24 protein-coding genes, 1 tRNA gene and 1 pseudogene are annotated in these 25,080 nt (G+C 60.1%); 24 read left to right on the top strand and 2 right to left on the bottom strand.

What is annotated here, in order from left to right:
• The first annotated feature begins 3 nt into the window (after positions 1-3).
• From nrdR to FS804_RS03875, 8 genes are all read left to right on the top strand, one after another.
• Positions 4-483, top strand: coding sequence for a transcriptional regulator NrdR (gene nrdR / locus FS804_RS03910; protein WP_063951297.1), 480 nt, complete (start codon positions 4-6; stop codon positions 481-483).
• A gap of 2 nt (positions 484-485) precedes the next feature.
• Positions 486-1,730 carry a bifunctional diaminohydroxyphosphoribosylaminopyrimidine deaminase/5-amino-6-(5-phosphoribosylamino)uracil reductase RibD gene (gene ribD / locus FS804_RS03905; protein WP_144574876.1) on the top strand — a complete coding sequence of 415 codons (1,245 nt, stop codon included), beginning with the start codon at positions 486-488 and terminating at the stop codon, positions 1,728-1,730.
• Entirely contained in the window at positions 1,730-2,341 is a 612-nt protein-coding gene (locus FS804_RS03900; RefSeq protein WP_144574874.1) for a riboflavin synthase, read from the top strand. Before ribD ends, FS804_RS03900 begins: the two co-directional genes overlap by 1 nt.
• 293 nt (positions 2,342-2,634) lie before the next feature.
• Positions 2,635-3,267, top strand: coding sequence for a LysE family translocator (locus FS804_RS03895; protein WP_144574871.1), 633 nt, complete (start codon positions 2,635-2,637; stop codon positions 3,265-3,267).
• Between the two features lie 130 nt (positions 3,268-3,397).
• A complete protein-coding gene (locus FS804_RS03890; protein ID WP_077225130.1) occupies positions 3,398-3,877 on the top strand; it encodes a 6,7-dimethyl-8-ribityllumazine synthase in 480 nt (159 codons plus the stop codon).
• Positions 3,878-3,881: 4 nt separating this feature from the next.
• A complete protein-coding gene (gene nusB / locus FS804_RS03885; RefSeq protein WP_013635887.1) occupies positions 3,882-4,379 on the top strand; it encodes a transcription antitermination factor NusB in 498 nt (165 codons plus the stop codon).
• A gap of 21 nt (positions 4,380-4,400) precedes the next feature.
• Positions 4,401-5,624, top strand: a complete 1,224-nt coding sequence (locus FS804_RS03880) for an MFS transporter (RefSeq protein WP_144574868.1) — start codon at positions 4,401-4,403, stop codon at positions 5,622-5,624.
• Between the two features lie 219 nt (positions 5,625-5,843).
• On the top strand, positions 5,844-7,982 hold the full coding sequence (locus FS804_RS03875; RefSeq protein WP_144574866.1) for a sodium-translocating pyrophosphatase: 2,139 nt from the start codon (positions 5,844-5,846) through the stop codon (positions 7,980-7,982).
• A 74-nt stretch (positions 7,983-8,056) separates the two neighbouring features.
• Here FS804_RS03875 and FS804_RS03870 read toward each other — a convergent pair whose 3' ends face one another.
• A complete protein-coding gene (locus tag FS804_RS03870; protein ID WP_063951289.1) occupies positions 8,057-8,587 on the bottom strand; it encodes an outer membrane protein assembly factor BamE in 531 nt (176 codons plus the stop codon).
• 271 nt (positions 8,588-8,858) lie between these two features.
• On the opposite strand from FS804_RS03870, the gene FS804_RS03865 reads away from it, so the two are divergent.
• The 8 genes from FS804_RS03865 to FS804_RS03830 all read left to right on the top strand — a co-directional run bounded on the left by FS804_RS03865 (position 8,859) and on the right by FS804_RS03830 (position 14,601).
• Positions 8,859-9,398, top strand: a complete 540-nt coding sequence (locus FS804_RS03865) for a ubiquinol-cytochrome C chaperone family protein (RefSeq protein ID WP_063951288.1) — start codon at positions 8,859-8,861, stop codon at positions 9,396-9,398.
• 8 nt (positions 9,399-9,406) lie between these two features.
• Complete coding sequence (locus FS804_RS03860) at positions 9,407-9,970, top strand: DUF177 domain-containing protein (RefSeq protein WP_063951393.1); 564 nt, start codon at positions 9,407-9,409, stop codon at positions 9,968-9,970.
• Between the two features lie 101 nt (positions 9,971-10,071).
• On the top strand, positions 10,072-11,133 hold the full coding sequence (gene plsX, locus FS804_RS03855; RefSeq protein ID WP_144574863.1) for a phosphate acyltransferase PlsX: 1,062 nt from the start codon (positions 10,072-10,074) through the stop codon (positions 11,131-11,133).
• A 4-nt stretch (positions 11,134-11,137) separates the two neighbouring features.
• Positions 11,138-12,109: a beta-ketoacyl-ACP synthase III gene (locus FS804_RS03850; protein ID WP_063951286.1), complete on the top strand. Its 972-nt coding sequence runs from the start codon at positions 11,138-11,140 to the stop codon at positions 12,107-12,109.
• Positions 12,110-12,349: 240 nt separating this feature from the next.
• On the top strand, positions 12,350-12,688 hold the full coding sequence (locus FS804_RS03845; RefSeq protein WP_063951285.1) for an integration host factor subunit alpha: 339 nt from the start codon (positions 12,350-12,352) through the stop codon (positions 12,686-12,688).
• Positions 12,689-12,953: 265 nt separating this feature from the next.
• On the top strand, positions 12,954-13,487 hold the full coding sequence (locus tag FS804_RS03840; protein ID WP_003502237.1) for a MerR family transcriptional regulator: 534 nt from the start codon (positions 12,954-12,956) through the stop codon (positions 13,485-13,487).
• Positions 13,488-13,650: 163 nt separating this feature from the next.
• Positions 13,651-14,382, top strand: coding sequence for a nuclease (locus FS804_RS03835; protein ID WP_144574860.1), 732 nt, complete (start codon positions 13,651-13,653; stop codon positions 14,380-14,382).
• 133 nt (positions 14,383-14,515) lie between these two features.
• Positions 14,516-14,601: transfer RNA gene (locus FS804_RS03830), tRNA-Leu, on the top strand.
• A 71-nt stretch (positions 14,602-14,672) separates the two neighbouring features.
• Here FS804_RS03830 and FS804_RS03825 read toward each other — a convergent pair.
• Positions 14,673-15,203: a DUF4142 domain-containing protein gene (locus FS804_RS03825; RefSeq protein WP_063951283.1), complete on the bottom strand. Its 531-nt coding sequence runs from the start codon at positions 15,201-15,203 to the stop codon at positions 14,673-14,675.
• A 254-nt stretch (positions 15,204-15,457) separates the two neighbouring features.
• Here FS804_RS03825 and FS804_RS03820 point away from each other — a divergent pair, with 254 nt between their 5' ends.
• From FS804_RS03820 to FS804_RS03785, 8 genes and pseudogenes are all read left to right on the top strand, one after another.
• Positions 15,458-17,962, top strand: coding sequence for a heavy metal translocating P-type ATPase (locus FS804_RS03820; RefSeq protein WP_063951282.1), 2,505 nt, complete (start codon positions 15,458-15,460; stop codon positions 17,960-17,962).
• Positions 17,963-17,973: 11 nt separating this feature from the next.
• A pseudogene (locus tag FS804_RS03815) lies at positions 17,974-18,261 on the top strand (2Fe-2S iron-sulfur cluster-binding protein); the annotation flags it as partial.
• 59 nt (positions 18,262-18,320) lie between these two features.
• On the top strand, positions 18,321-18,809 hold the full coding sequence (gene cueR, locus FS804_RS03810; protein ID WP_063951280.1) for a Cu(I)-responsive transcriptional regulator: 489 nt from the start codon (positions 18,321-18,323) through the stop codon (positions 18,807-18,809).
• 73 nt (positions 18,810-18,882) lie between these two features.
• On the top strand, positions 18,883-19,827 hold the full coding sequence (locus FS804_RS03805) for an ABC transporter permease (protein WP_063951279.1): 945 nt from the start codon (positions 18,883-18,885) through the stop codon (positions 19,825-19,827).
• Positions 19,817-20,722, top strand: coding sequence for an ABC transporter permease (locus tag FS804_RS03800; protein WP_144574855.1), 906 nt, complete (start codon positions 19,817-19,819; stop codon positions 20,720-20,722). The genes FS804_RS03805 and FS804_RS03800 overlap by 11 nt, the downstream gene beginning before the upstream one ends.
• A 139-nt stretch (positions 20,723-20,861) precedes the next feature.
• The gene (locus FS804_RS03795; protein ID WP_144574852.1) at positions 20,862-21,944 is read left to right on the top strand and encodes an ABC transporter ATP-binding protein; all 1,083 of its coding nucleotides are present in this window, start codon (positions 20,862-20,864) and stop codon (positions 21,942-21,944) included.
• Between the two features lie 14 nt (positions 21,945-21,958).
• On the top strand, positions 21,959-22,969 hold the full coding sequence (locus tag FS804_RS03790; RefSeq protein WP_063951276.1) for an ABC transporter ATP-binding protein: 1,011 nt from the start codon (positions 21,959-21,961) through the stop codon (positions 22,967-22,969).
• A gap of 215 nt (positions 22,970-23,184) precedes the next feature.
• Positions 23,185-24,678, top strand: a complete 1,494-nt coding sequence (locus FS804_RS03785) for an ABC transporter substrate-binding protein (protein WP_144574849.1) — start codon at positions 23,185-23,187, stop codon at positions 24,676-24,678.
• The last annotated feature ends 402 nt before the right edge of the window (positions 24,679-25,080 follow it).

Below are 25,080 nucleotides of genomic sequence, written 5' to 3'. Positions count from 1 at the left end.
ACGATGCGCTGCCCATTCTGCGGTTCCGAAGACACACAGGTCAAGGACTCGCGTCCGGCGGAGGACAACACCTCCATCCGCCGGCGGCGCATCTGCCCGGATTGCGGCGGCCGCTTTACGACCTATGAGCGCGTGCAGCTGCGCGAGCTGATGGTCATCAAGAAAAGCGGCCGCAAGCTTCCCTTCGACCGCGAAAAACTGGTGCGCTCCTTCGAGATCGCGCTGCGCAAGCGACCGGTCGATCGTGACCGGATCGAGCGGGCCGTGTCGGGCATTGCCCGCCGGCTGGAAAGCTCCGGCGAGACGGAAATCCCCTCGGAAGAAATCGGCCTGCAGGTTCTGGAGGCGCTGAAGAGCCTCGATGACGTAGCCTTCGTGCGTTACGCCTCGGTCTATCGCGATTTCAGCCATGCCGAGGATTTCGAGAACGTGATTGCCGAAATCAACGCCAAGATCGCCCGTGATACGGATGGTGGAGTCTAGCCGTGACGAGCCGTGCCGATGACGAAAGGTTCATGGCCCGCGCCATCGAGGTTTCGCTTCGCCACCAGGGCCAGACGCTGACCAACCCCTCAGTCGGTTGTGTTCTCGTCAAGGATGGAAAAATCATCGCCGAAGCCGTGACCGCCATCGGCGGCCGGCCCCATGCCGAACGCCAGGCGCTGGAGCTGGCCGGCGAGGCGGCGCGGGGCGCAACCGCCTATGTCACGCTCGAACCCTGTTCCCACTGGGGCAAAACCCCGCCCTGCGCGAACGCGCTGGTGGAATATGGGGTTGCCCGTGTCGTGGTGGCGGTAGACGATCCGGATGAGCGCGTTTCCGGCCGCGGTTATCAGATATTGCGCGATGCCGGCATTGTCGTGGAAACCGGGCTGCTGCGTGGCGAAGCGCAAAGGGCGCTCGCCGGTTACCTCACAAGACAGCTGAAAAAACGCCCGCATGTGATTCTGAAGCTTGCGGTTTCTGCTGACGGCATGATCGGCAGGCGAGGCGAGGGGCAGGTGGCGATCACCGGTCCCGAGTCTCGCCATGCCGTGCATGAGCTGCGGGCGCGCTGCGACTGCATTCTCGTTGGTATCCGGACGGCGATTGCGGATGATCCGGAACTGACGGTGCGCATTGCCGGTATGGAGAGCCGCTCGCCGGTGCGGATCGTGCTGGATCGGCAGTTTGAGTTGCCGCTGACGTCGAAGCTGGTGCGAAGTGCGCGTGAAGTTCCGGTAGTGGTTGCCGCTTTACCCCCCTCTGCCCTGCCGGGCATCTCCCCCACAAGGGGGGAGATCGATGGAGCGCTGCTCCGCCCTGCATCGACGGCTGAAGAGGTTGCGCCTGAGACGCAATTTGAACGAGCGGACAGCCCCTTGCCGATCTCCCCCCTTGTGGGGGAGATGCCCGGCAGGGCAGTGGGGGGTAACCCCGACCAACGCCGCCAGCTCCTGACCGACGCCGGCGTCCAGATTCTCGAAGCCCCGTCGCTCGAACACCTCCTCCAAACCCTCGCCGAACGCGGCATGTCGGAACTTCTGGTCGAAGGCGGCGCCTTTGCCGCAAAATCATTCCTTGAAGCTGGATTGGTGGATCGTATCATGCTGTTCGAAAGCCCTGTCGTCATCGGCAAGGGCGGCATTGAAACGCCGCTCAGCCGTGCCGATATCACGGGCGACTATGCTCTGATCAGCGAAACCGCTTACGGGCCGGACCGCTGCTTCTGTTATGAAAGGCCGATTTGATGTTTACCGGAATTGTCACCGACGTTGGAACCGTTTCCGAGCTGGAAGCGCTGCCGGAGGGTGTTCGCCTGCGCGTGGCGACCAATTACGATCCGAAGACCATCGATATGGGCGCATCCATTTCCCACGGCGGCGTTTGTCTGACGGTAACGAAGCTGCCGGAAGACGGAAGCAACGAGCGCTGGTACGAGGTTGAGGCCTGGGAAGAAGCGCTGCGCCTCACCACGATTGCGAGTTGGCAGAAGGGCACGCATGTCAATCTCGAGCGCGCGCTCAAGATCGGCGACGAACTCGGCGGCCACATCGTTTCCGGCCATGTGGACGGCAAGGCGGAAATCCTGTCGGTTGAGCCGGAAGGCGAGGCGGTGCGCATCCGCCTGCGCGCGCCGGAACATCTGGCGAAATTCGTGGCGCCCAAGGGCTCCATCGCACTCGATGGCACCTCGCTCACCGTCAACGCCGTCGATGGCACCGATTTCGACGTTCTCCTGATCCGCCACACGCTTACCGTCACCACCTGGGGTGAACGCCAGCCGGGCGATTTCGTCAATTTCGAAGTCGACACCATGGCGCGCTACGCGGCAAGGCTCGCAGAGTTTCCTTCGGCGTGAGCTGAGGAGGCTCGGCGTTTTATTGTGTTCGCGGACTCTTCCTTCTCCCGTCATTCCGGCCTTGAGCCGGAATCCAGCCAGCCCAAGTCCTTGGGCTGAAAGAACACTTCTCGCCGCGCAGACGCGCGTCGGCTGGATGCCGGATCAAGTCCGGCATGACGGAGGAGGAGCCGCGGGTTTGATCCTATTCGGTGTCGGTCGCCGCCACACTTCCGGTCGAACGTGGAAGGTTTTACAGATATCGCTCGGTCGCCTGAAATCGACTGCTGGCCAAATGAGGTAGCGGAACCATCATGCCGTCCTATGAGCTGCTCATAGCCTTTTTCATCACCACTGCCCTGTTTGCCTATATTCCCGGCCCGGCCATGCTTTACGCGGCCGCGCAAACCATGGCGCGTGGCCGGTTTGCCGGGCTGATGGCTGTGCTCGGCATCCATGTTGGCTGCTATTTCCACATCTTCGCGGCTGCCGCCGGCCTTTCCGTGCTGTTTCAGGCGGTGCCGTGGCTTTACCTCGCGGTGAAGCTGTGCGGCGCGCTATATCTGGTCTGGCTCGGTTTCTCGATGGTGCGTAGCAAAATGGAAGGGGAGGCGGTCAATCTGACCGTTGAACCGAAATCGGCACGTCGGGCCTTCGTCGACAGCATCATCGTGGATGTGCTCAACCCGAAGACCGCGCTGTTTTTTCTTGCCTTTCTGCCGCAATTTGTCGATCCGTCGGCCGCTTTTCCCGTCTGGCTGCAGTTCCTGATCCTCGGCATCGCCGTCAATTTCATTTTCTCCTCCGCCGATCTCGTCGGCGTGCTTCTTGCAGGCGCGATGGTCGGGCGTCTGAAACGATCGAGCACCACGCAGGCTCTGGCCCGCCGCGCCGCCGGAACGGTGCTGATGGGGCTCGGCGTCCATCTCGCCTTCCAGAAAACCTGATTCCCGGGGAGCCGCGTCGGGGGCGCAAACCCGGGCCAAATGCCCGGCAGACGCGGCCTCTTGCGCCGCCGACACATGAAATTGCTTGCCAAAAACAGCCAGCCGTGGTTTGACCGCCGCAAAAGCCGGTATGATCCGGCATCAAGCTTTTCAGGAAAATATCATGTCCAAACCCCATCTTCTTATCGTGGAAGCACGTTTTTATGACGATATGGCCGATGCCCTTCTCGAAGGCGCGAAGTTCGCGCTCGATGAAGCCGGCGCCACCTATGACGTCATCACCGTTCCCGGCGCACTCGAAATCCCGGCCGCCATCGCCATGGCGCTTGACGGCGCCGACAATGACGGCACGGAATATGACGGTTTTGTTGCGCTGGGCATGGTCATTCGTGGTGAGACCTATCACTTCGATATCGTCGCCAACGAATCTTCCCGCGCCCTGATGGATCTCGCCGTCAGCGAATCGCTGCCGATCGGCAACGGCATTCTCACCGTCGAGAACGACGAGCAGGCCTGGGCGCGCGTGCGCCGCACCGACAAGGACAAGGGCGGTTTCGCCGCCCGTGCGGCGCTGACCATGATCGAGCTGAAAAAGAAACTGGGTGGCTGAACGCATGTCGGATGTTGAAAACGGCGGTGAACCGCGCCAGCCTTCGGTAAAGCCCGCCAACCAGCGCGGCGCGGCCCGCCTTGCGGCCGTGCAGGCGCTGTACCAGATGGATGTCGGCGGAACCGGCGTTATGGAAGTGGTTGCCGAATATGAGGCACACCGTCTCGGCCAGGAAGTCGATGGCGATACCTATCTTAAGGCAGATCCGTCGTGGTTCCGTTCGATCGTCTCGGGCGTCGTGCGCGACCAGACGAAGATCGACCCGCTGGTGCGCTCCGCCCTTCTGGAAGACTGGCCGCTGTCGCGTCTCGATGCTACCGTGCGCGCCATTCTGCGTGCCGGCGCCTTTGAAATTCTCGAGCGCAAGGACGTACCGGTCGCCGTCATCGTGACCGAATATGTCGAAATCGCCCGTGCTTTCTTCGAGCACGACGAGCCGAAGCTGGTGAATGCGGTTCTGGACCGCATCGCCAAGCAGGTGCGCGGCGAGGCAAAACGCTAAAATACGTGAGATGAGGAAGACATGAGCGCCGTTTCCGTCCCCGGACTTGAAGTTCAACTGGGCGAGGCGAAGCGCAACGTCTTCCTTCTCACCATGGCGCAGGCGATCATGGGATCGGCCGCGCCGATGAGCTTTTCGGTCGGCGCGCTTGCCGGCTATCAGCTGCTTGGCGCTGACAAGTCACTGGCGACTGCGCCCTTGACAGGCTTCAACATCGGCGTCGCGCTCGGCGCGATCTGCGTGGCGGCCGCATCCCGCTTCCTCGGTCGCAAGGCGGGCTTCATGGTCGGTGCGCTGATGTGCTCCATCGGCGGCGGCATTGCCGCGGTCGCTCTCTTTCGCTCCGATTTCTGGCTGTTTGCGCTTGGCCTGCTGTTGATCGGCATTTCCGGCGGCTTTACCCAGAAAATCCGATTTGCCGCCGCCGATGCTTCGCCCTCCTTCTACAAGCCGAAGGCGATCTCCTGGATCCTGGCAGGCGGCATCATCTCCGCCATTGTCGGGCCGCAGCTGGCCATCGTCGGCAAGGACCTTCTGGCTCCGGTCACCTTCGCCGGTGCTTTCATCGCCCTTGTGCCGCTTGGTCTGGTTGCGATCGCCATTCTGGCCTTTCTGAAATTACCCGACCCAAAAACCGCCGCGACGCATGCCGAAGCGGCAAGGCCGCTGTCGGAAATCGTGCGCACCCAGCGTTTCATCACCGGCATGATCTGCGGCATCGGCTCTTACGCGCTGATGACCTTCATGATGACCGGCGCACCGCTCGCCATGGTCGTCGGCTGCGGTTTCCCCACCGAACTCGCCACGCTCGGCATCCAGTGGCATGTGCTTGCCATGTTCGGCCCAAGCTTCTTCACGGGCATGCTGATCTCCAGGTTCGGCGCTGAAAAGATCGTCGCGTCCGGCCTCATCATTCTGATGGCCTGCGCCATCGTCGCGCATATGGGCATCGAATTGTGGAACTTCTGGGCGGCGCTCATCCTGCTTGGCCTTGGCTGGAACTTCGGCTTCATCGGCGCGACCGCCATCATTACGTCCAGCTACCGCCCGCAGGAGGCGGACAAGGTGCAGGGCTTCCACGATATCGTGCTGTTCGGCACGGTAGCGCTGTCGTCCTTTTCATCGGGCAAGGTTTTCACGGCCTGGGGCTGGTCGGTGATGAACCTCGTTATCTGGCCGGTTGCCGGCCTTTGCCTCCTGCTCGTCCTCTCACTTATCCTCACCAAGCAGAAAAAAGCCGCCTGAGTCGCGCGCCGCGCGCTACCCCTTTCAAGTTTCAGGCAAATTTGTGGGCTTGACGCGACACCTTTCGCCAACGCAATCTCGGCACTGAGGACATTTTTCCTTGGGAGGGGAACAAATGCCCAATCGGGGGACTTCGGACACGCCGTCCATCCCCCTCTGCACAAGGTTTCGCCGCGCCGGGGAGGGAGTGAGACCCGGCCTTTTGGGAGGTAAGTGCGCATGACCGTAATACCGATAGTAATTTTATGCGGTGTCCTGTCCGTGGTTTACGCGGCATGGGCCACCAAGAGCGTTCTCGATGCCGATCAGGGCAACGAGCGCATGCGTGAAATAGCAGGTTATATCCGTGAAGGTGCGCAGGCTTATCTCACCCGTCAGTATCTCACCATCGCCATCGTCGGCCTGATCGTCGCCGTTCTGGCGTGGTATCTTCTCTCATCCATGGCCGCCATCGGCTTCATCATTGGCGCGGTTCTGTCCGGGGTTGCCGGTTTTGTCGGCATGCATGTGTCCGTGCGCGCCAATCTTCGCACCGCGCAGGCTGCATCCCACAGCCTTTCCGCTGGTCTCGATATCGCCTTCAAATCGGGCGCCATCACCGGCATGCTGGTGGCTGGCCTGGCGCTGCTGGGCGTCTCCATCTATTATTTCGTCCTGACGTCGGTGATGGGCCACGCGCCCGGCTCGCGAGAAGTGATCGATGCGCTGGTGTCGCTTGGCTTCGGCGCGTCGCTGATCTCCATCTTCGCCCGTCTCGGCGGCGGCATCTTTACCAAGGGCGCCGATGTCGGCGGTGATCTCGTCGGCAAGGTGGAAGCAGGCATTCCCGAGGACGACCCGCGCAACCCCGCGACCATTGCCGACAATGTCGGTGACAACGTCGGGGATTGCGCTGGCATGGCGGCCGATCTTTTCGAGACGTATGCCGTCTCCGTCGTTGCGACCATGGTTCTCGCGGCCATTTTCTTTGCCGGGACGCCGGTGCTTGATAGCGCCATGGTCTATCCGCTGGCGATCTGCGGCGCCTGCATCCTGACGTCGATTGCCGGCACCTTCTTCGTCAAGCTCGGCACTAATAATTCCATCATGGGCGCGCTTTACAAGGGGCTCATCGCCACCGGCGTCTTCTCGGTCGTCGGTCTTGCGGTCGCCACCCATGCGACGATCGGCTGGGGCACGGTCGGGACTGTGGCCGGCATGGAGATAACAGGCACCAACCTCTTCTTCTGCGGGTTGGTGGGCCTCGTCGTGACGGCTCTGATCGTCGTCATTACCGAATATTACACCGGTACCAACAAGCGTCCGGTCAATTCCATCGCACAGGCCTCGGTTACCGGCCACGGCACCAATGTCATCCAGGGCCTTGCCGTCTCTCTGGAGTCGACAGCACTGCCCGCCATCGTCATCGTCGGCGGCATCATCGGCACCTATCAGCTCGGTGGCCTCTTCGGTACCGGCATCGCGGTGACGGCCATGCTCGGCCTCGCCGGTATGATCGTCGCCCTCGACGCCTTCGGCCCCGTCACCGACAACGCGGGCGGTATCGCCGAGATGGCAGGCCTCGATCCCGATGTGCGCAAGGCGACTGATGCGCTGGATGCGGTCGGTAACACCACCAAGGCCGTGACCAAGGGTTATGCCATCGGCTCGGCCGGTCTCGGCGCGCTGGTTCTATTTGCCGCTTATGCCAACGACCTTTCCTTTTTCGCGGCCAATGGCGATACCTATCCCTACTTCAAGGATGTCGGCGAGATTTCCTTCAGCCTCGCCAATCCTTACGTGGTTGCCGGCCTGCTGTTCGGCGGTCTCATTCCCTATCTCTTTGGCGGCATTGCCATGACGGCTGTCGGCAAGGCCGCGGGTTCGATTGTCGAGGAAGTGCGCCGGCAGTTCCGCGAAAAGCCCGGTATCATGGCCGGCACGGAAAAGCCGGACTATGGCAAGGCCGTAGACCTGCTGACGCGTGCGGCAATCAAGGAGATGGTCATCCCTTCGCTGCTGCCGGTTCTGGCGCCCATCGTCGTCTATTTCGGCGTGCTCGCCATTTCCGGTTCCAAGGCATCGGCCTTCGCAGCATTGGGCGCGTCACTGCTTGGTGTCATCATCAACGGCCTGTTCGTGGCGATCTCCATGACCTCGGGCGGCGGCGCCTGGGACAATGCCAAGAAAAGCTTCGAAGATGGCTTCGTCGACAAGGATGGCGTGCGCCACGTTAAGGGATCGGACGCACACAAGGCGTCGGTAACGGGTGATACGGTCGGCGATCCCTACAAGGATACGGCTGGTCCGGCCGTCAATCCTGCAATCAAGATAACGAACATCGTTGCCTTGCTGCTGCTCGCCGTTCTCGCCCACTAAGGCTTGTTAATCCGCCAAATGAAAAGGCCCGGGGAGCGATCCCCGGGCCTTTGAATGTCTCACTCCCGCCACCGTCAGGGAGCGTTGCCGCTTTGGCCGAGAATGCTCTTGGCGATGTTGGCGCCCGACGTGCCGCCCGAGAGCAGCTGCTGGAGGAAGGTGAGGTCCTTGCCGCCCGTCGGCGTGGTGCGCGAAATCGTATCGAAGACCTTGCCGTCCTGCAGCGTGTAGTTGGCCTTGCGCTCGATCACGCCATCCTTGTTGAAATAGATCGCGAGAATGTTCTGCTCGACCAGAGACGGCTTCATGAAGGCGGCACGGCGCACGCGCTTCTGCGAGATGTAATAGAACACCTCGTTGCCGAACGTCGCGGTCGTGGAAGGCGTGCCCATAGTCAGCAGCACCTGCTCGCGGCTCGAACCCTCGGGGATCAGCTGGAGCGACTGCTCGTCCATGACGTAGCCGTTGTGGAAAACATCTGTCGTGCTGGTGCAGGCGGAAAGCAGACCGGATGCGAGCACGATTGCAATGGCGGTCTTGCTCAGAATTTTGCCGTGACTTGCGGATTTCTGCTTGCTCAACTGCTTTTCCCCGACTGCGATCATGAATGGCACCTTCCGGCATTGCGTGGTGCACAGTGTCTGTGCACATGATTGTGTCAATCCGGGGACGGAAAATCCCGATCACCCCCCAAATTCAATGCTTTCCCGGACGTTTGGAGCCCCTCCGGTTCTCTTCGACTGTTTCAGCCCAAAGACGAACGTGACCGCGACAGCATTGCAATTCGTGGATGCTTCGGTAAACCAGCTTTGACGATCATGCAACAAGTGCGATGGGCGGTTAGCGCATTCACCCGTCCCGTTCGGAAAAAAAACGATGATATTCGGGCTTTTCAGACAGAAAAACAACAATCGGGCCATCGTCGACAGGCAATATGCCACGCTGACGGCGGCGGCCCGCACGCCTGGGTTTTACCTCGATCTGGGTGTGCCGGATACGGTCATGGGCCGTTTCGAGATGCTCTCGGCCGTCATGATTCTCTATTTCCGTCGCACCAAATCCTCTGGCGTCAGCGGCCAGGAAATCGCCCAGGAAATCGTCGACGCTTTTTTTCAGGACCTCGATCATTCGATCAGGGAACTTGGGATCGGTGACCAGGGCGTGCCGAAACGCATGAAAAAATTTGCCGGGATGTTTTATGGACGGCTCGAATCCTACGCTTCGGCGCTGGATGCCTCCGACCGCGCTGCTCTTGCCGCAGCGCTCCGGCGCAATATATATCCGCAGGCAGATGACAAGGCGCCGGACATGGAAGGGCTGGCGGGCTGGATGATGCAAGCATCCGATGCCATTGCCGCCCAGTCCGAAGAAACGATAGCAACCGGAAGCCTGACGCTGCCCCTGCCTGGACAATGAGGTTCACGATGAACGCGCGACACCCCGCAAATGACGACCTGCCGTTTTCCTACCCCGTCAAGGTAGGCCATATTTCCGCCAATCCGGTGAGGATTGGTCTGGAAGCCAGCGCCGATGAACTCAAGGCCCTGGCGAAATTCTGGGATGTGGTTTCCGTCGAATATCTGAAGGCAGAGCTGCAGGTATCCCGCTGGAAGAAGGATGGTGTGAAGGTAAAAGGCGAGGTGCACGCGGCGGTCACGCAGTCCTGTGTCGTGACGCTGGAGCCGGTTTCGAGCAAGATCGATGAGACCATCGAGCAGATTTTCGTGCCGGAAGGCTCGAAACTGGCCCGCATGGTCACCAACGAGGAAGGCGAAATCGTGCTCGATCCGGATGGCCCTGATATTCCCGATCAGTTCACAGGCGACAGCATCGATGTCGGCGCCGTCGTTGCCGAATTTGCCGCCCTTGCCATCGATCCCTATCCGCGCAAACCGGATGCGGCGTTTCCCGAAACGGCCGAAAAAGAACCTGAAGAAGAGAAGCGGCCATCGCCCTTTGCCGTGCTGAAAGACTGGAAAAAAGACTGAATGGCCCAGCCGGGCGGAAATAATTTTATTGTAACGAAGGCCGGAAAAGGTATTTTCGCGCAAAATCCGCTTGATTGGCGGCAGTTAAGGATAAGGGACGCGTGATCAGAATTGCAATTGACGTCATGGGTGGCGATTTCGGCCCAGATGTTGCCATCCCCGGCGCTGCCAAGGCGCTGGAGCGGCACAACGATGTAACTTTTCTGCTCTACGGGCAGAAGAGCAAATGCGAGCCCATTCTGGCACAATATCCCGCACTCCGGGAGAAATCGGTCTTCCATGATTGCGAAGTCTCGGTCAGCATGGATGAAAAGCCGAGCCAGGCTTTGCGCCGTGGCCGCTACGTCTCCAGCATGTGGCGCGCGATCGAGGCAGTGAAACTCAATGAAGCCGACGTGGCCGTTTCTGCCGGAAACACAGGTGCGCTGATGGCCATGGCGAAATTCTGTTTGCGCACCATGGCGCGGGTGGAGCGCCCGGCAATCGCCGGCATCTGGCCGACGCTGAAGGGCGAAAGCATCGTGCTCGACATCGGTGCAACGATAGGCGCCGATTCCCAGCAACTTCTCGATTTCGCCCTGATGGGCGGGGCCATGGCCCGCGCGCTGTTCGATATCGACCGTCCGACCGTGGGCCTGCTCAATGTCGGTGTTGAAGAGGTCAAGGGCCAGGAAGAGGTTCGCGAGGCAGGCCGGCTGATCCGCGAGGCCGATCTTGGCACCATCGACTATCGCGGCTTCGTTGAAGGTGACGATATCGGCAAGGGCACGGTGGATGTGGTGGTGACGGAAGGCTTTACCGGCAACATCGCGCTGAAAGCCGCCGAAGGGACCGCACGCCAGATTACCACGCTTCTGCGTGAGGCGATCTCCCGCAGCTTCTTTGCGAAGATCGGGTATATACTGGCAAAAAGCGCCTTCGATGTGCTGAGAGAAAAAATGGACCCGCGAAAGGTCAATGGTGGCGTGTTTCTGGGCCTCAACGGCATCGTCATCAAGAGCCATGGCGGGACGGATGCCGTTGGTTTTGCGTCGGCCGTCGATGTCGGCTACGACATGGTTCATAACGGCCTCACGGCCAAGATTGAGAATGATCTGAAAATTTACCACGCAAGACGGCTTCCGCCCCCGGCGCCCGAAGCTCTCGTGGCTGACGAGGAATAAGGGAATGATCCGCTCTATAGTTCGTGGTTTCGGGGCAGCGCTTCCGAAGCGTGTCATGACCAACAGCGAAATCGAAGGTGTCGTGGAGACATCCGACGAATGGATCGTGCAGCGCACCGGCATCAAGCAGCGCTATATCGCTGGCGATGACGAAACCACGGCGTCGCTCGGCGAGGCAGCAGCGCGTGCGGCGCTCGACAATGCCGGACTCACGCCCGACGATATCGATCTCATCATTTTGGCTACCTCGACGCCGGACAATACGTTTCCGGCGACGGCTGTAAACATCCAGAACCGTCTTGGCATGACCCATGGCTTCGCCTTCGACATGCAGGCCGTCTGCTCAGGCTTTGTCTATGCGGTGTCGACCGCCGATCTCTATATCCGCGGCGGGATGGCCAAGCGCGTCCTGGTGATCGGTTCTGAAACCTTCTCGCGGATCCTCGACTGGAAGGACCGCACCACCTGCGTTCTCTTCGGCGACGGCGCCGGCGCGCTGGTTCTGGAAGCGGGCGAAGGCGAGGGCACCTCTGCCGATCGCGGTATTCTGACGGCGCAGCTGCGGTCCGACGGCTCGCACAAGGAAAAGCTCTATGTCGACGGCGGACCGTCCACGACCGGCACGGTCGGCCATCTGCGCATGGAGGGCCGGGAGGTCTTCAAGCATGCCGTTGGCATGATCACCGACGTCATCGAGCAGGCTTTCGAAGCGACGGGCACGACATCGGATGACCTCGACTGGCTGGTCCCCCACCAGGCCAACAAGCGCATCATCGACGGCTCCGCCAAGAAGCTCAACATCGACCCGGAAAAGGTCGTCATAACCGTCGATCAGCACGGCAATACCTCGGCTGCCTCCATTCCCCTGGCGCTTGCGGTTGCGGCGGGCGACGGACGCATCAAGAAGGGTGATCTCGTCATGCTGGAGGCTATGGGCGGTGGCTTCACCTGGGGCGCCGTCCTGCTGCGCTGGTAGGGCATTTTTCTTCGTTTGAGAGCGCGGCGGCGCGAATTCCGCCGTGTTTTTTGCCCCCGCGCCCCTCACGAAGCGCCAAAGCGGCCCCGCCCTGTTGCAAAACCGTACCGGTCACCTAAGCCCTTGCAGTGATTGCCGAAAGCCTCCAATGAATCTGGAACAATCCCTTGACCGGTCGCCACAAGGGAAATAATCTCGGCGGCTCCTAGAGAAAAATTCAGACACGGTTTGTGGGGAAAAATGGCCGGGAAGACAGTGACACGCGCAGATCTTGCAGAATCTGTGTTTCGTAAAGTCGGGCTGTCCCGCACCGAATCCGCCGAACTGGTCGAAACGATCATCGACGAAATATGCAACGCGATCACCCGTGGCGAGGTTGTAAAGCTATCGTCGTTCGCAACCTTCCAGATCCGGGAAAAGAATGAGCGTATCGGACGCAACCCGAAGACGGGTGAGGAAGTTCCGATTTCGCCGCGTCGGGTGATGACCTTCAAGGCATCGAACGTGCTGAAACAGCGTATTCTGAAGGCTCACACGGCCCGCAAGGCCAAGCAGAAGGGCCAGAAGACCGGGGCTTGAGCAGCCCGGCAGTCCGTCAGGACCTCGTCTTCGGGCGACATTGCAACACAGTTTTACCATTCTTCCTGTGAACACACTTGAAATTCAACGGGCAAGCCGTTGAAATCTGGTCGACTCACATCATAATCAATTTTAGTGATTTGTATTTACCGCAACGGTGTCTGCGCGGGTCTTGGTAGACAGCAATGGTTCCCAGCGGTGACAGGCGTTCTCGTTCAGTGTCCGGCCAGGTGCATGGCGCTCCGGTTTGGATAGGAGTGGAAATTTGGACAAAAGCCCCGACGCGTTCCGGACGATCAGTGAAGTGGCGGACGAGCTGAACCTGCCGCAGCATGTGTTGCGGTTCTGGGAGACGCGCTTTCCGCAGATCAAGCCGATGAAACGGGGTGGGGGCCGCCGTTATTATCGTCCCGACGATATCGATCTGCTCAAGGGCATTCGACACCTTCTTTATGACCATGGCTACACCATCAAGGGTGTACAAAAACTTCTGAAAGCCAACGGCAACCGTTTCGTGGCAGCCATTGCCTCCGGTGATCTCGCGACCATGGAAGCCATCATGGCTGCAAGCGGTGAGAAGGAAGTCGCCGAGCCACGCGTGATCGATACCGATGGTGACGAGGTTGTCGGTCGCCCGAAAGCCAAGCCGAGCGGCCGCTTTTTCGGCTTCGGTGGCGGCAATAGTGATGCTGAAATTTCGGTGGGCAAATCAAGCATCGGCAAGGACGATCAGGCCCTGTTGCAGGAAGCGCTGTTTGATCTCCTCGAATGCAAACGCCTGCTCGATCAGGTGCGTTAACGGTTTTTCCACAGCTGTTTTAATCGTTCCCGCACATCGTCCCTGAAAAAACAAAGAGTTAGGTATTTTCGCGGATAGAGCGAAATGCGAAGCACCGGCTGCTCGCCAACCTTTCGGAAACTCCTTTGGCCGATAATGCGGCTCCGTTGAAAGGAGTCCGATCGTGAGCAACCGAAAATCGACAGCGCGACGCCGCACGGCGAAGAAATCGAGCGGCGGCAGCGTTTGGCCCTGGGTGCTGATGCTGGGCGTGGTCGCCGGCGGCATCCAGGCCTATGAACATCGCGATAGCCTTATGCCGCAACGTCACGTCGCGAAGGCCACGTCATCGTCATCCGCCAGCGCTCCGAAGGTCGCGACCGTGCCCAAGCGCGAGGCGGTCACGCCAGAGAAGGTCGCTTCTATCCGTCCTTCATCGCCCGCCTTACCCGGCAGCGGTCCCGTGCCGCCGCGCGCCATCGCCATGCCATCCGTCTCGCAGCCCACCCAGGTTGCCGCTATCCAGCCTGAACCTCGCCCAGCAATCGAGAAAGTATCGCTTGGCGAAAAGGCGGGCGCCTTCGCATTTTGCGGCCGCTCTGGCCTCAACAACTGCGTCGCGGACGGCAATACCTTCTGGATGAAGGGCGTGAAGATGCAGCTTGCCGGCATTGAGGTGCCGCAGATCGACCGTGCGCGCTGCATGGAAGAGCGTCAGCGCGGCTTCATCGCAAAGGTCAGGCTTCGCGACATGCTGAATGCCGGCGCTTTCGACGTCTCCGCTTCAGGTGATGCGGGCGGGCAGGCGGCAGACCGTAAACGGCTCTCCCGTTCCGGCGTCTCCTTTGCCGATCAACTCGTGCGCGAAGGCCTCGCCCACCCGGCATCTGCAAAAAATCAGTCGTGGTGTGGCTGAGGCCCCGTTGACCGGGACATGCCAGCCTGTGTAGATGAGGCACCATTCACTTGGGTTTAACGCCATATGGTTGCTGCCCGAGTGGAAAATAGTCGCAGCGCCCCTGCATCTAAACGACAGGGGACGCCGCGATGCGGACGTGGCGAAATCGGTAGACGCAGCAGACTTAAAATCTGCCGACCATTGGTCTTGCGGGTTCAAGTCCCGCCGTCCGCACCAGCTCCATTCCTTTGTCAATGCGGGGTGATGGGGCCGGCCAGCGCTATGATGCGGCTGGCCGGGGGTGATGGTCACTTCTTGTCGAGACCCTGAGCCATTTCAAGGTGATGTTGCAGCGCCGGCAGGGTTTTTGCTGCCCAGGCCTTCAGCTCCGCATTGTCCCCGCCTTCAGCATAGCGCTTGAAAAGGTCGACCGCATCCTCATGAGCGTCGACCTGGTCGTCGATATATTCTTCGTTGAATTCGGCGCCATCGAGTTTGGCGAGATCGTCGATTTCTTCCTTGTGATCATCGGTAAGCGCAGTAGCGGGCGTCCCCTTCACCTTGCCTCCAGAAAGAAGAGCTTTCAGTTCCGAGCTGGTTTTTTCGTGTTCCGTAACCATCTGCTGGGCGAAGGCCTTGGTCGCCTCGTCGCCCTTGGTCAGCGCGAGCTTGCTCGATTCGATTTCGAAGAGGTCACTGGCAGAAACCTGCATCACGAAGTCTTCGGTTTTTGGCGCAACGCCGAGCGCGGAATTAATGCCCGTCGTTTCCGTTGCAGATTGCGCCATGGCGGTGCTGGCGGCGAGCGCGAGCGCGAGTGTTAGAATGGTCTTCTTCATCAATCTGCCTCCTGATTGTTAGAGCCAATCCAACCGAGGTGCAGGTGGATTGTTCCTGAAGCGACCCAAAGAAACCGTACATCGAAGCTGTTTTTCCTTTGGATTACCATCATTTGTGTCGGTGAGGGGGGCGGGGAGATACTGCCAAACACGGCATTTGTGCGAAGGCGAAACTTATCGAAAAGAACCTATTGACCTTGCCACGATGGGAAGCCCTATCTTTTTTCCAGTACAGGAAGAAAGGGGTCATACGCATGTCACAAATGGAGATCCGTGCCAGTCACCAGATCGCGATCGACGGCATGACCTGCGCCTCCTGTGTCGGTCGCGTTGAAAAGGCGATTGCCAAGGTGCCCGGCGTTGTGAAGGCCTCGGTCAATCTGGCAACGGAACGGGCCGACATCGCCTTTTCCGGGCCGCCGGATGTGCCCGCCGTTATCGAGGCGGTGCGGCAGGCCGGTTACGGCGTCGATGAAAAAACGATCGAGCTCAATATTGAAGGCATGACCTGCGCCTCCTGCGTGGGACGCGTCGAGAAGGCGTTGAAGGCCGTATCCGGTGTCTCGAGCGCCAGCGTCAACCTCGCGACCGAGCGCGCAACCGTTCGCGTTGCCGGCAACGCCGCATCGCCTGCCCAGCTTGCTGACGCCATCAAAAAGGCCGGTTACAGCGCAAGCGAGATCGTTGCCGACAAGGCGCCCGGTGAGGAGCAGGACAAGCGCGAAGCGGAGCTCCGTCACCTCAAAATCAGCCTTGCCCTAGCGGCGGTTCTCACGCTCCCGGTCTTCGTGCTGGAAATGGGCTCTCATCTGATACCCGTCATCCATGATGTCGTGATGGAAACGATCGGCATGCGGGAAAGCTGGTATCTGCAATTTGTCCTGACGACGCTGGTTCTCTTTGGTCCCGGTCTGCGCTTCTTCAAAAAGGGCATCCCAGCGCTTTTGCGGCTTGCGCCGGATATGAATTCGCTCGTCGTGCTCGGCACGGCCGCCGCCTGGGGATTTTCGGTTGTGGCCACCTTCCTGCCACGAATCCTGCCGAGCGGCACGGCCAATGTCTATTATGAAGCCGCAGCGGTCATCGTTACGCTGATCCTGCTCGGGCGCTTTCTGGAGGCGCGGGCCAAAGGCCGCACCAGCGAAGCAATTAAGCGGCTGGTCGGCCTGCAGGCCAAGTCAGCACGGGTGCTGCGCGATGGCGAAACCGTCGATGTGCCGCTGCAGGACGTGCGCGTGGACGATGTCATCGTCGTTCGCCCAGGCGAAAAGGTGCCGGTCGATGGGTTGGTCCTCAGCGGCTCTTCTTATGTCGATGAGTCGATGATCACGGGCGAGCCGGTCCCTGTCACCAAGACGGCGGGTTCGGAGGTTGTCGGGGGTACGGTCAACCGCAATGGTTCCCTGACCTTGCGCGCCACCAAGGTGGGTGCCGATACGCTGATTGCCCAGATCATCCGCATGGTTGAGGAGGCTCAGGCCGACAAGCTGCCTATCCAGGCGCTGGTGGACAAGGTGACCAGCTGGTTCGTGCCGGCCGTCATGCTTGCCGCACTCGCCACCTTTGCCGTCTGGTTCATCTTCGGCCCCGATCCGGCTTTGACCTTCGCGCTCGTCAACGCGGTTGCGGTTCTCATCATTGCTTGCCCCTGCGCCATGGGTCTTGCCACGCCGACCTCCATCATGGTCGGTACCGGCCGCGCCGCCGAAATGGGCGTGCTGTTTCGCCGTGGCGATGCGCTTCAGACGCTGCGCGACGCCGATGTGATCGCGGTCGACAAGACGGGCACGCTGACGCTCGGCAAGCCGAAACTGGTGCATTTTGCGACGACGCAGGGGTTCGACACGGATGAAGTGCTGCGCCTTGTCGCCTCGCTGGAAAATCACTCCGAACATCCGATTGCGGAAGCGATCGTCGAGGCCGCGAAACATGGCGGGATGGTGCTCGCCAATGCTGAAGCCTTCGAGGCCACGCCAGGTTTCGGTGTCGCGGCGCAGGTGGATGGCCGCAAGGTGGAGGCGGGTGCGGACCGGTTCATGACGAAGCTCGGTTACGATGTCGGCAGTTTCGCAGATGTTGCCGAACGCCTGGGCAGGGAAGGGCAATCGCCTCTTTATGCTGCCGTCGATGGCAGGCTGGCCGCAATTATCGCCGTTGCCGATCCGGTCAAGCAATCGACACCGGAAGCGATTGCAGCGCTGCATGCGCTGGGTCTCAAGGTCGTTATGATCACCGGGGATAACCGCCGCACCGCGGAAGCAATCGCCCGTCGCCTTGGCATTGACGAGGTGGTTGCGGAAGTGCTGCCCGATGGCAAGGTGGAGGCGGTCAAGAAGCTTTCTGCCGGTGGACGACGTGTCGCTTTTGTCGGCGATGGCATCAACGATGCGCCGGCGCTTGCCGCCGCCGATGTTGGTCTGGCCATCGGCACCGGCACGGATGTCGCGATCGAAAGCGCCGATGTGGTGCTGATGTCCGGCGACTTGCGCGGCGTGGCCAATGCAATTGCGCTCTCGAAGGCGACCATCCGCAATATCGGTCAGAATCTCTTCTGGGCCTTCGCTTATAACGCGGCTCTCGTTCCCGTCGCGGCTGGAATATTGTATCCTGTCAACGGCGTTCTGCTGTCGCCTGTCCTTGCCGCCGGAGCCATGGCGCTTTCCAGCGTCTTCGTGCTGACGAATGCCTTGCGCCTGAAAACGTTCCGGGCGCCGCTCACGGACACACCTGCGGGCCTGAAGCTCGCGGCGGCGGAATAGGGAGCAGGCAGATGGCTTTTCCCCATACCATTCACCTGCCGCAGATCGACCGCAGCATTACGGTGGCACAGGGCGAGACCGTACTTCAGGCCGCCCTGGCGGCGGGCGTTGCTTATCCGCACAGCTGTCGCATGGGCCGCTGCGGCGCCTGCAAGTCGAGGCTGATTTCGGGCGAGGTCGAACTTCTCAAGCACACGCCTTTTTCGCTGACGGAGGAAGACAAGGCAAATGGCCTGACGCTTGCATGCCGGGCGATACCATCGAGTGACGTGGTGATCGGCTGGATCGACGGCGCCGACGCGCTCTCCGTCAGTCATGCTGACATCGTTTTAACCTCGGAAAGATAGGAGCAGGATCGATGAATATTGGCACCGCCGCCGCCGCCTCCGGTGTTTCTGCGAAAATGATCAGGCACTATGAGACCATCGGCCTGATCAAATCCGCAAACCGCACGGATTCCGGATACAGGGTCTACACGACCAACGATCTGGAAACGCTGCGCTTCATCCGACGCGGCCGCGATCTCGGCTTTTCCATCGAAAAAATCAGGCAGCTCATGACCCTTTGGCGCGATCCCGGCGGCGCTTCCTGCGACGTCAAACGCATCGTCATGGAGCATGTGGTCGATCTGGAGGCAAAGATGCACACGCTCCGGGAAATGGCCGATACGCTTCGAAACCTCGCCACCTATTGCCCTGATAACGGAGAACCGGAATGCCCGATCATTCAGGATCTGGCCCATTCCGACGACGTTGATTTTGCCCCGGTTGCCGTCGTGCCGAAAAGGTCCGGCATGCTCAAGGGGACCTCCGGTCCGATTATGGAGCTACAGCGCCTCGCGAAATAAGCGGCCGTTTTCCCGGTGAAAAGCCGGTTTGAAGTGCAGTGCAGACACCAATGACGGTGAAGGAGACCAAGCTATGTGGATACGGATATTACAGCGCTTTCTCATTCTGTGCCTGATGCTGGCGATCGTGTCCGTTATCGCGTTTCTCCTGCCCTATATGGCGGGCGGTGATCCGGCCCGCACCATCCTCTTTTCGCGCATGCGGGATACGGCGCTCGATCCGCACGCGGTGGAGGCGCTGCGGGTCAGCCTCGGTCTCGACCGGCCTCTCTACGTGCAGTATTTCGCATGGTTGGGGAATGCATTGCGGGGCGATCTCGGATTTTCCTTCACCAGCAGCCAGCCGGTTGCCGCAGAGTTGATGCGATCGCTCTGGGTTTCGGTCACCCTGGCGTTGACAGCCCTTGCCATTGCGGTTGCGGTTGCGCTCCCGCTCGGCACGCTGGCCGCCATGCGCCCCGGCGGGCGGCTCGACAATTTCGCGACGCTGATGATCCAGACGTTCGTCGCGACGCCGGAATACTGGTTCGCGCCCATGTCGGCGCTGGTCTTTGCGCTCTATCTCGGCTGGTTGCCTTCAGCCGGATGGGACAGCTGGCGCTCGCTGGTGCTGCCGGCGTTGACGCTCACGCTCAGACCGCTCGCCTATTTCACCCAGGTGACGCGTGCCGCCATGGCCGAGGTTCTGCGTGCCCCCTACATCACGGCGGCCCGCAGCCGTGGCCTTGGCATGCATGGCACCGTCATGCGTCACGGCATCCGCAACGGCTCGCTGCCGGTCGTCACCTTTTTTGCATTGTGGCTGGCGGGCCTGCTCGGCGGATCGGTGGTCGTGGAGGTAATCTTCGCCATTCCCGGTATGGGCCGGCTGCTCTACGACGCCGTGGTCAATCGCGACATTCCGATGTTGCAGGGCGGTTTCGTCTGCATCGTGGCGCTTTCCATTCTCATCAACACCCTCGCGGACAGCTTTTATGTCCTGATCAATCCAGCGATACGAGGTCACCATGACCACTAGTCATTTTCCAGCTGCGGCGTCCGCCGCCATGCCGTTGGCCCTGCCCAAACGCTCCTCCAGCCTGTCGCGCTTTACGGATTTCATTCGCCGGCGGCACTGGACCTTTTACGCGGGGGCGGCGATTTTCCTCGCCATCATCGTGCTGCTCATCATCGCGCCGTGGATTTCGCCCTACGATCCCGCAAAGCAGAACCTTCGCCTGCGGTTGAATGCGCCCAGCAGTCTTTACTGGCTCGGAACCGACCATCTCGGCCGCGATGTGCTCAGCCGGCTTTTGATCGGTGGCCGCTTTACGGTGACCATCGCCGCCATCACCGTCATTCTCTCCGTGGCCATCGGCACCTTCGTCGGCATCATCAGTGGCCGCAGCCGCGGTATCGTCGACGAGGTGCTGATGCGCATAGTGGATCTGCTCATCGCGATCCCGGACGTCGTGATCGCGATTTTCCTCGTGGCCATCTTCGGACCCGGCTATGGTACCTTGATCGCCTCGCTGACGATCGTCGGCTGGACGCCTTTTGCGCGGCTGGCGCGGGGGCTGACGCTGTCGATCAATTCCCGCGAATATATCCGCGCGGCGGAGGTGCTTGGCTGCACACGGCGCTTCATCATCTTCCGGCACATCATTCCCAACACCATCTGGCCGATTGCGGCCGTGGCCTTTCTACGCTTCGGCCACAAGCTGATCACGGTGGGTGGCTTGTCATTCCTTGGGCTTGGAGTCCAGCCACCGGCCGCCGACTGGGCGCTGATGCTGGCAGATGCGCAGGCCTATGCCGAGCGGATGCCGGTTCTGGTCATCGCACCGGGTCTTGCCATCTTCCTTGCCGCACTCAGCGTGACCTGGATCGGCCACGGGCTCAATCTGGAAACGAAGAAATCTGACGGTCAATGAAAGCCGCAAACCGGCGACGATCGATTTGATATTCGTCAAGTATGAATGACGCAACAGAACCAAAAGGAGAGTACTATCGCCTGAAGCCGCATGAAATTACGCAAATGCCTCCGATTCAATAAAAATAAGGGGAACTCTTATGAATATCGAAGGACAAACGCTTGCCAACACGGCCATGTCTCCCGAGCGCGCACCGCTTCTGGAGATAGAAGACCTGCACGTTTCCGTGCCGACGCAGAATGGTCGCAAGTTTGTTATTTCGGGCCTGACGCTGACCGTCAACGCCGGCGAAGTCGTCGCGCTTGTCGGCGAATCCGGCTCGGGAAAGAGCATGACGGCACTGTCGCTGATGCGGCTTTTGCCGCAGGGCGCGGAAATCGATTCCGGCCGCATTTCCTTTGCCGGACGCGACATTCTCGCTCTTTCATCTTCTGAACTCGATGCGCTGCGCGGTGCCGATATCAGCATGCTGTTCCAGCAGCCGCAGGCGATGCTGGATCCCACCAGCCGCGTGAGGACGCAGGTGGCCGAGCCACTGTGGGTCCACCGCAAGATGAGCCGGAATGCTGCGCTCAACCGGGTCGTCAGCCTGCTGTCAGACGTCGGCATTCCCGATCCCTCGGCGCGGGCGCAGTGCTTCGCTCACGAGCTTTCCGGCGGTATGGCGCAGCGCGTGATGATTGCGGCCGCATTGTCGGGCAATCCGCAGCTTCTGATCGCCGATGAGCCGACGACGGCGCTTGATGTCACCGTCCAGGCACAAATCCTGCGTCTGCTCGATGACGAGCGGCGCAAGCGCCGGCTGGCAACGTTGCTGATCACCCATGATCTCTCCGTTGTCGCCGCTTTTGCGGATAGGATCGCGGTCATGTATGCCGGCCGCATCGTCGAGGAGGGGCCGACCCAGGCGATCCTCAAGGCGCCACAGCACCCTTACACCAAGGCGCTGATTAGCTGCTCACTGCTGACCACCGACAGCGAGGGGCAACTGCTGACAATCCCGGGTTCCAGCGCGCAGGCGCACGACATGTCCTGCGGTTGCCGGTTTCATCCGCGCTGTGCAATCGCGAACTCGACGGGCATGGGTGGGCGTTGCATGGCGACAGAGCCGGATTTGAATACTCTGCCGGAGGGGCGCAAGGCGCGATGCTGGGCGGTGGGTCACGACCCCGCGGGGCATGATCATTCCGGTCACGACCATCAGAACCACGCAATCTGCTGAGGAGGGCGACGACAATGCTATCGACAGCAATGACACAGACCGCCCCATCGGCGGAAACCATGCCCAAGCCCTTCGTGGTCGCGAAGAACCTTTGCAAATACTACCCGATATCCGGCCTTGGTCACCGGGTGGTGAAATCCGTCGACGATGTCTCCCTGACAATCGGAGAGGGGGAGGTTCTGGGCCTCGTGGGCGAATCCGGATGCGGCAAGAGCACCGTTGCCGGGCTGATCACGCGGCTGACCCACGCGACCAGGGGCGAGGTCAGCATCGGGCAGAACGATATGCTGCACATGAACGGTGAGGCGCTGCGGCGCATGCGTCGGGTCGTGCAACTGGTTTTCCAGGACCCTTATTCCGCGCTCGATCCGCGCATGCGCATCGGCCAGAGTATGGAAGCGCCGCTTGCCCAACATGGCCTCGGCACGCGTGAGGAACGTACGAACCGGGTTTTCCGCATGCTGGAGGAGGTCGGGCTCGACGGCTCCTTTTACGATCGGTATCCGAGCCAATGTTCCGGCGGGCAGCTGCAGCGCGTCGTCATCGGCCGGGCGCTGCTTCTCAATCCGAGCTTCCTTGTCTGCGACGAGCCGACATCGGCACTCGACGCCTCGATGCGGACGCAGATCCTGAACCTTCTGATGGACATGAAGCGTCGTCACGGGCTGACGGTTCTGATGATTTCGCACGATCTGCGTGTGGTGCGATATCTCTGCGATCGTATCGCAGTGATGTATCTCGGCCGCGTCGTTGAAATCGCCGACCGCGAGGAGCTTTTCCGGGCGCCGAAGCACCCCTATACCAAGGCGCTGATTGCGTCGTCCATGCTGGACGAGACAGGGCTTTATGCTCCGGAAATGCTTCTGGACGGCGATCTGCCGAGCCCTCTCAATCCTCCCGACGGCTGCAAATTCCACACCCGCTGTAAATACGCGACAGGGATATGCAGTCAGGCGGAGCCTGTTTTGGAAGGCGTTTCCGGCGAGCATTTCGCCCGCTGTCATCGCTGGCAGGAGCTGGGTTGACGGAAGGCGCAGGTGCAGTTTTCTGGTGATGTAAAAACAGATGAATTGTGCGTTTGCAGATTAATATCGGAATAAAATTCCGAGTATAAAACATAAAATAGAAGTTAATCTGATGGATATTCGCGATGTATCCACAGGATATTTTGCTGTCATGTTATTTTTACTGAAGATGCACGCATTGTGAGCGTTATCACCAAAATAAAAGGGGATCTTCCATGATGAAGTACGCAATTTTGGCGACATGCGCCACTGTGGCCTCGTTCGGGGCACAGACGGCAATGGCCCAAACGATCACCTATGACGATTACACCGGCGTCAAGACCGGCTGGCAGATGGCGTCTGACGATGCCTATCTCGGTTCGCGTGCGGGTTGTTTCGAAAGTCTGGTTCGTGTCGGTTATGACACGACGCTGGAACCTGGCCTTGCGGAATCCTGGACGCAGACCTCGCCCAAAGTCTGGGAATTCAAACTTCGCAAGGGCGTGAAATTCCAGAATGGCGAGCCGCTCAATGCCGCCGCCGCTGTCAATGCGCTCACCAATCTCCTGAAGGCGCCCGTTCCGGCCCGGGCATTTTCGCCCAAACTCATTGCCGCGGTCGAGGCGGGTGGCGACGATATCGTAAAGATTACCACCATCGAGCCGTCTGTGCTGGTCCCGGCGCAGATGGCAAGCCCCGCAACCACTATCCTCGCACCAGCGGCTTACAAGGATGGAAAGGTCGATCCCATTGGAACCTGCACCGGGCCTTTCAAGATCACAAAGGTCGATGCAAACCAATATATGGAGCTGACCGCGAACCATGAGTACTGGAACGGCATGCCGAAGCTTTCAGGCGGCCGTGTGAACTTCATTCCGGATGCCGATACGCGCGCCACCCAGATAAGAAGCGGTGAGGTGCAGATTTCACGCGTGATCCCACCCTGGGCGGTAAAGACCGTTGAAGCGGCGAAGGGCGTCAAGGTCGCACCGATCACGGTGCCCCGGATTACGGAGATGCTGCTCAATAATTCCAAGGCGCCGTTCAAGGATATCAAGGTCCGGCAGGCGATCCGGGCCGCCATCGACACCGCCGGTATTGCCGACAGCATCTATGAGGGTGCGGTAAAACCCGCGACGATGCCCTTCGCGCCGGGAGAGCCTTGGGCGCCCCAGGACGTCAAGCCTGCTTATGACCTGGAACAGGCAAAAGCTCTGTTGAAAGAGGCGGGAATTGCTCCCGGCAGCCTGAAACTGACGCTGTTGGCTTACACTGAAAGAACCGAACTCAAGGACGTTGCTGCCGTCATCCAGGCGCAGCTGCAGGAAATCGGGATCAAGGTCGATGTTCGCGTTGCAGATTACACGGCGATCGAGCCCGATCTTCTGTCCGGCAATTTCGACATGGTGCTTCTGTCGCGCGGTTACGCCACCGATGTTGCCGAACCGATCGGCTTTCTCAATGCTGACTACACCTGCACAGGCGGTTACAATATCTCGCACTATTGCAGCGAGCAAACGGACAAGCTGATCAAATCGGCCTATGCGGTGGCCGAGCCGGAAAAGCGCTACGCCATTTATGCCGAGGCGGCGAATAGGATCTATGACGAAGCGGTCACCGTCTATCTGATCCACGAGACAGCGTTCGACGCTTATTCGGACAAGGTCGAGAACTTCAAACCGCATCCGATCAACTTCTTCATCATGACCAAGGACCTGGCGACGAAGTAAGCCAATCCAGCGGTTCTGACGAAACAGGGCCCGGCTCGCAAGAGCCGGGTTTCGGCTGTTATGGTGACGTCCGCGCCGCAGCTGGGACGCCGGATCAGGTCCGCTGCCGAAGGGTTAATTTCCTGGGCAAGGGTCATAATCGATTTGGAATGACGAGTTGCGCCAAACGCTCCGGCGTCATCCTCGGGCTTGTCCCGAGGATCTGCAACCGATTGATTTTATTCGACGTGATTAGATGCTCGGCACAGGGCCGAGGATGACGCCCAGAGGAATGAATTCTTCATCACCGACGTGGGCAGAGGCATTTGCTGCGGGAGGGGACGACCTCGATGTCGTCCAATGGCCGTCAGCCAACGTACAGCGTTAGGCGGGGCAGGCAGTGTGATCCGGCGGCGGCAGTGG

It is taken from the genome of Agrobacterium sp. DE0009, assembly GCF_007680755.1.
GTDB classification, from domain to species: Bacteria; Pseudomonadota; Alphaproteobacteria; order Rhizobiales; family Rhizobiaceae; genus Agrobacterium; species Agrobacterium tumefaciens_B.
Note: the sequence above shows the minus strand (reverse complement) of the source record. Positions and strands in the feature narration are given on the sequence as shown.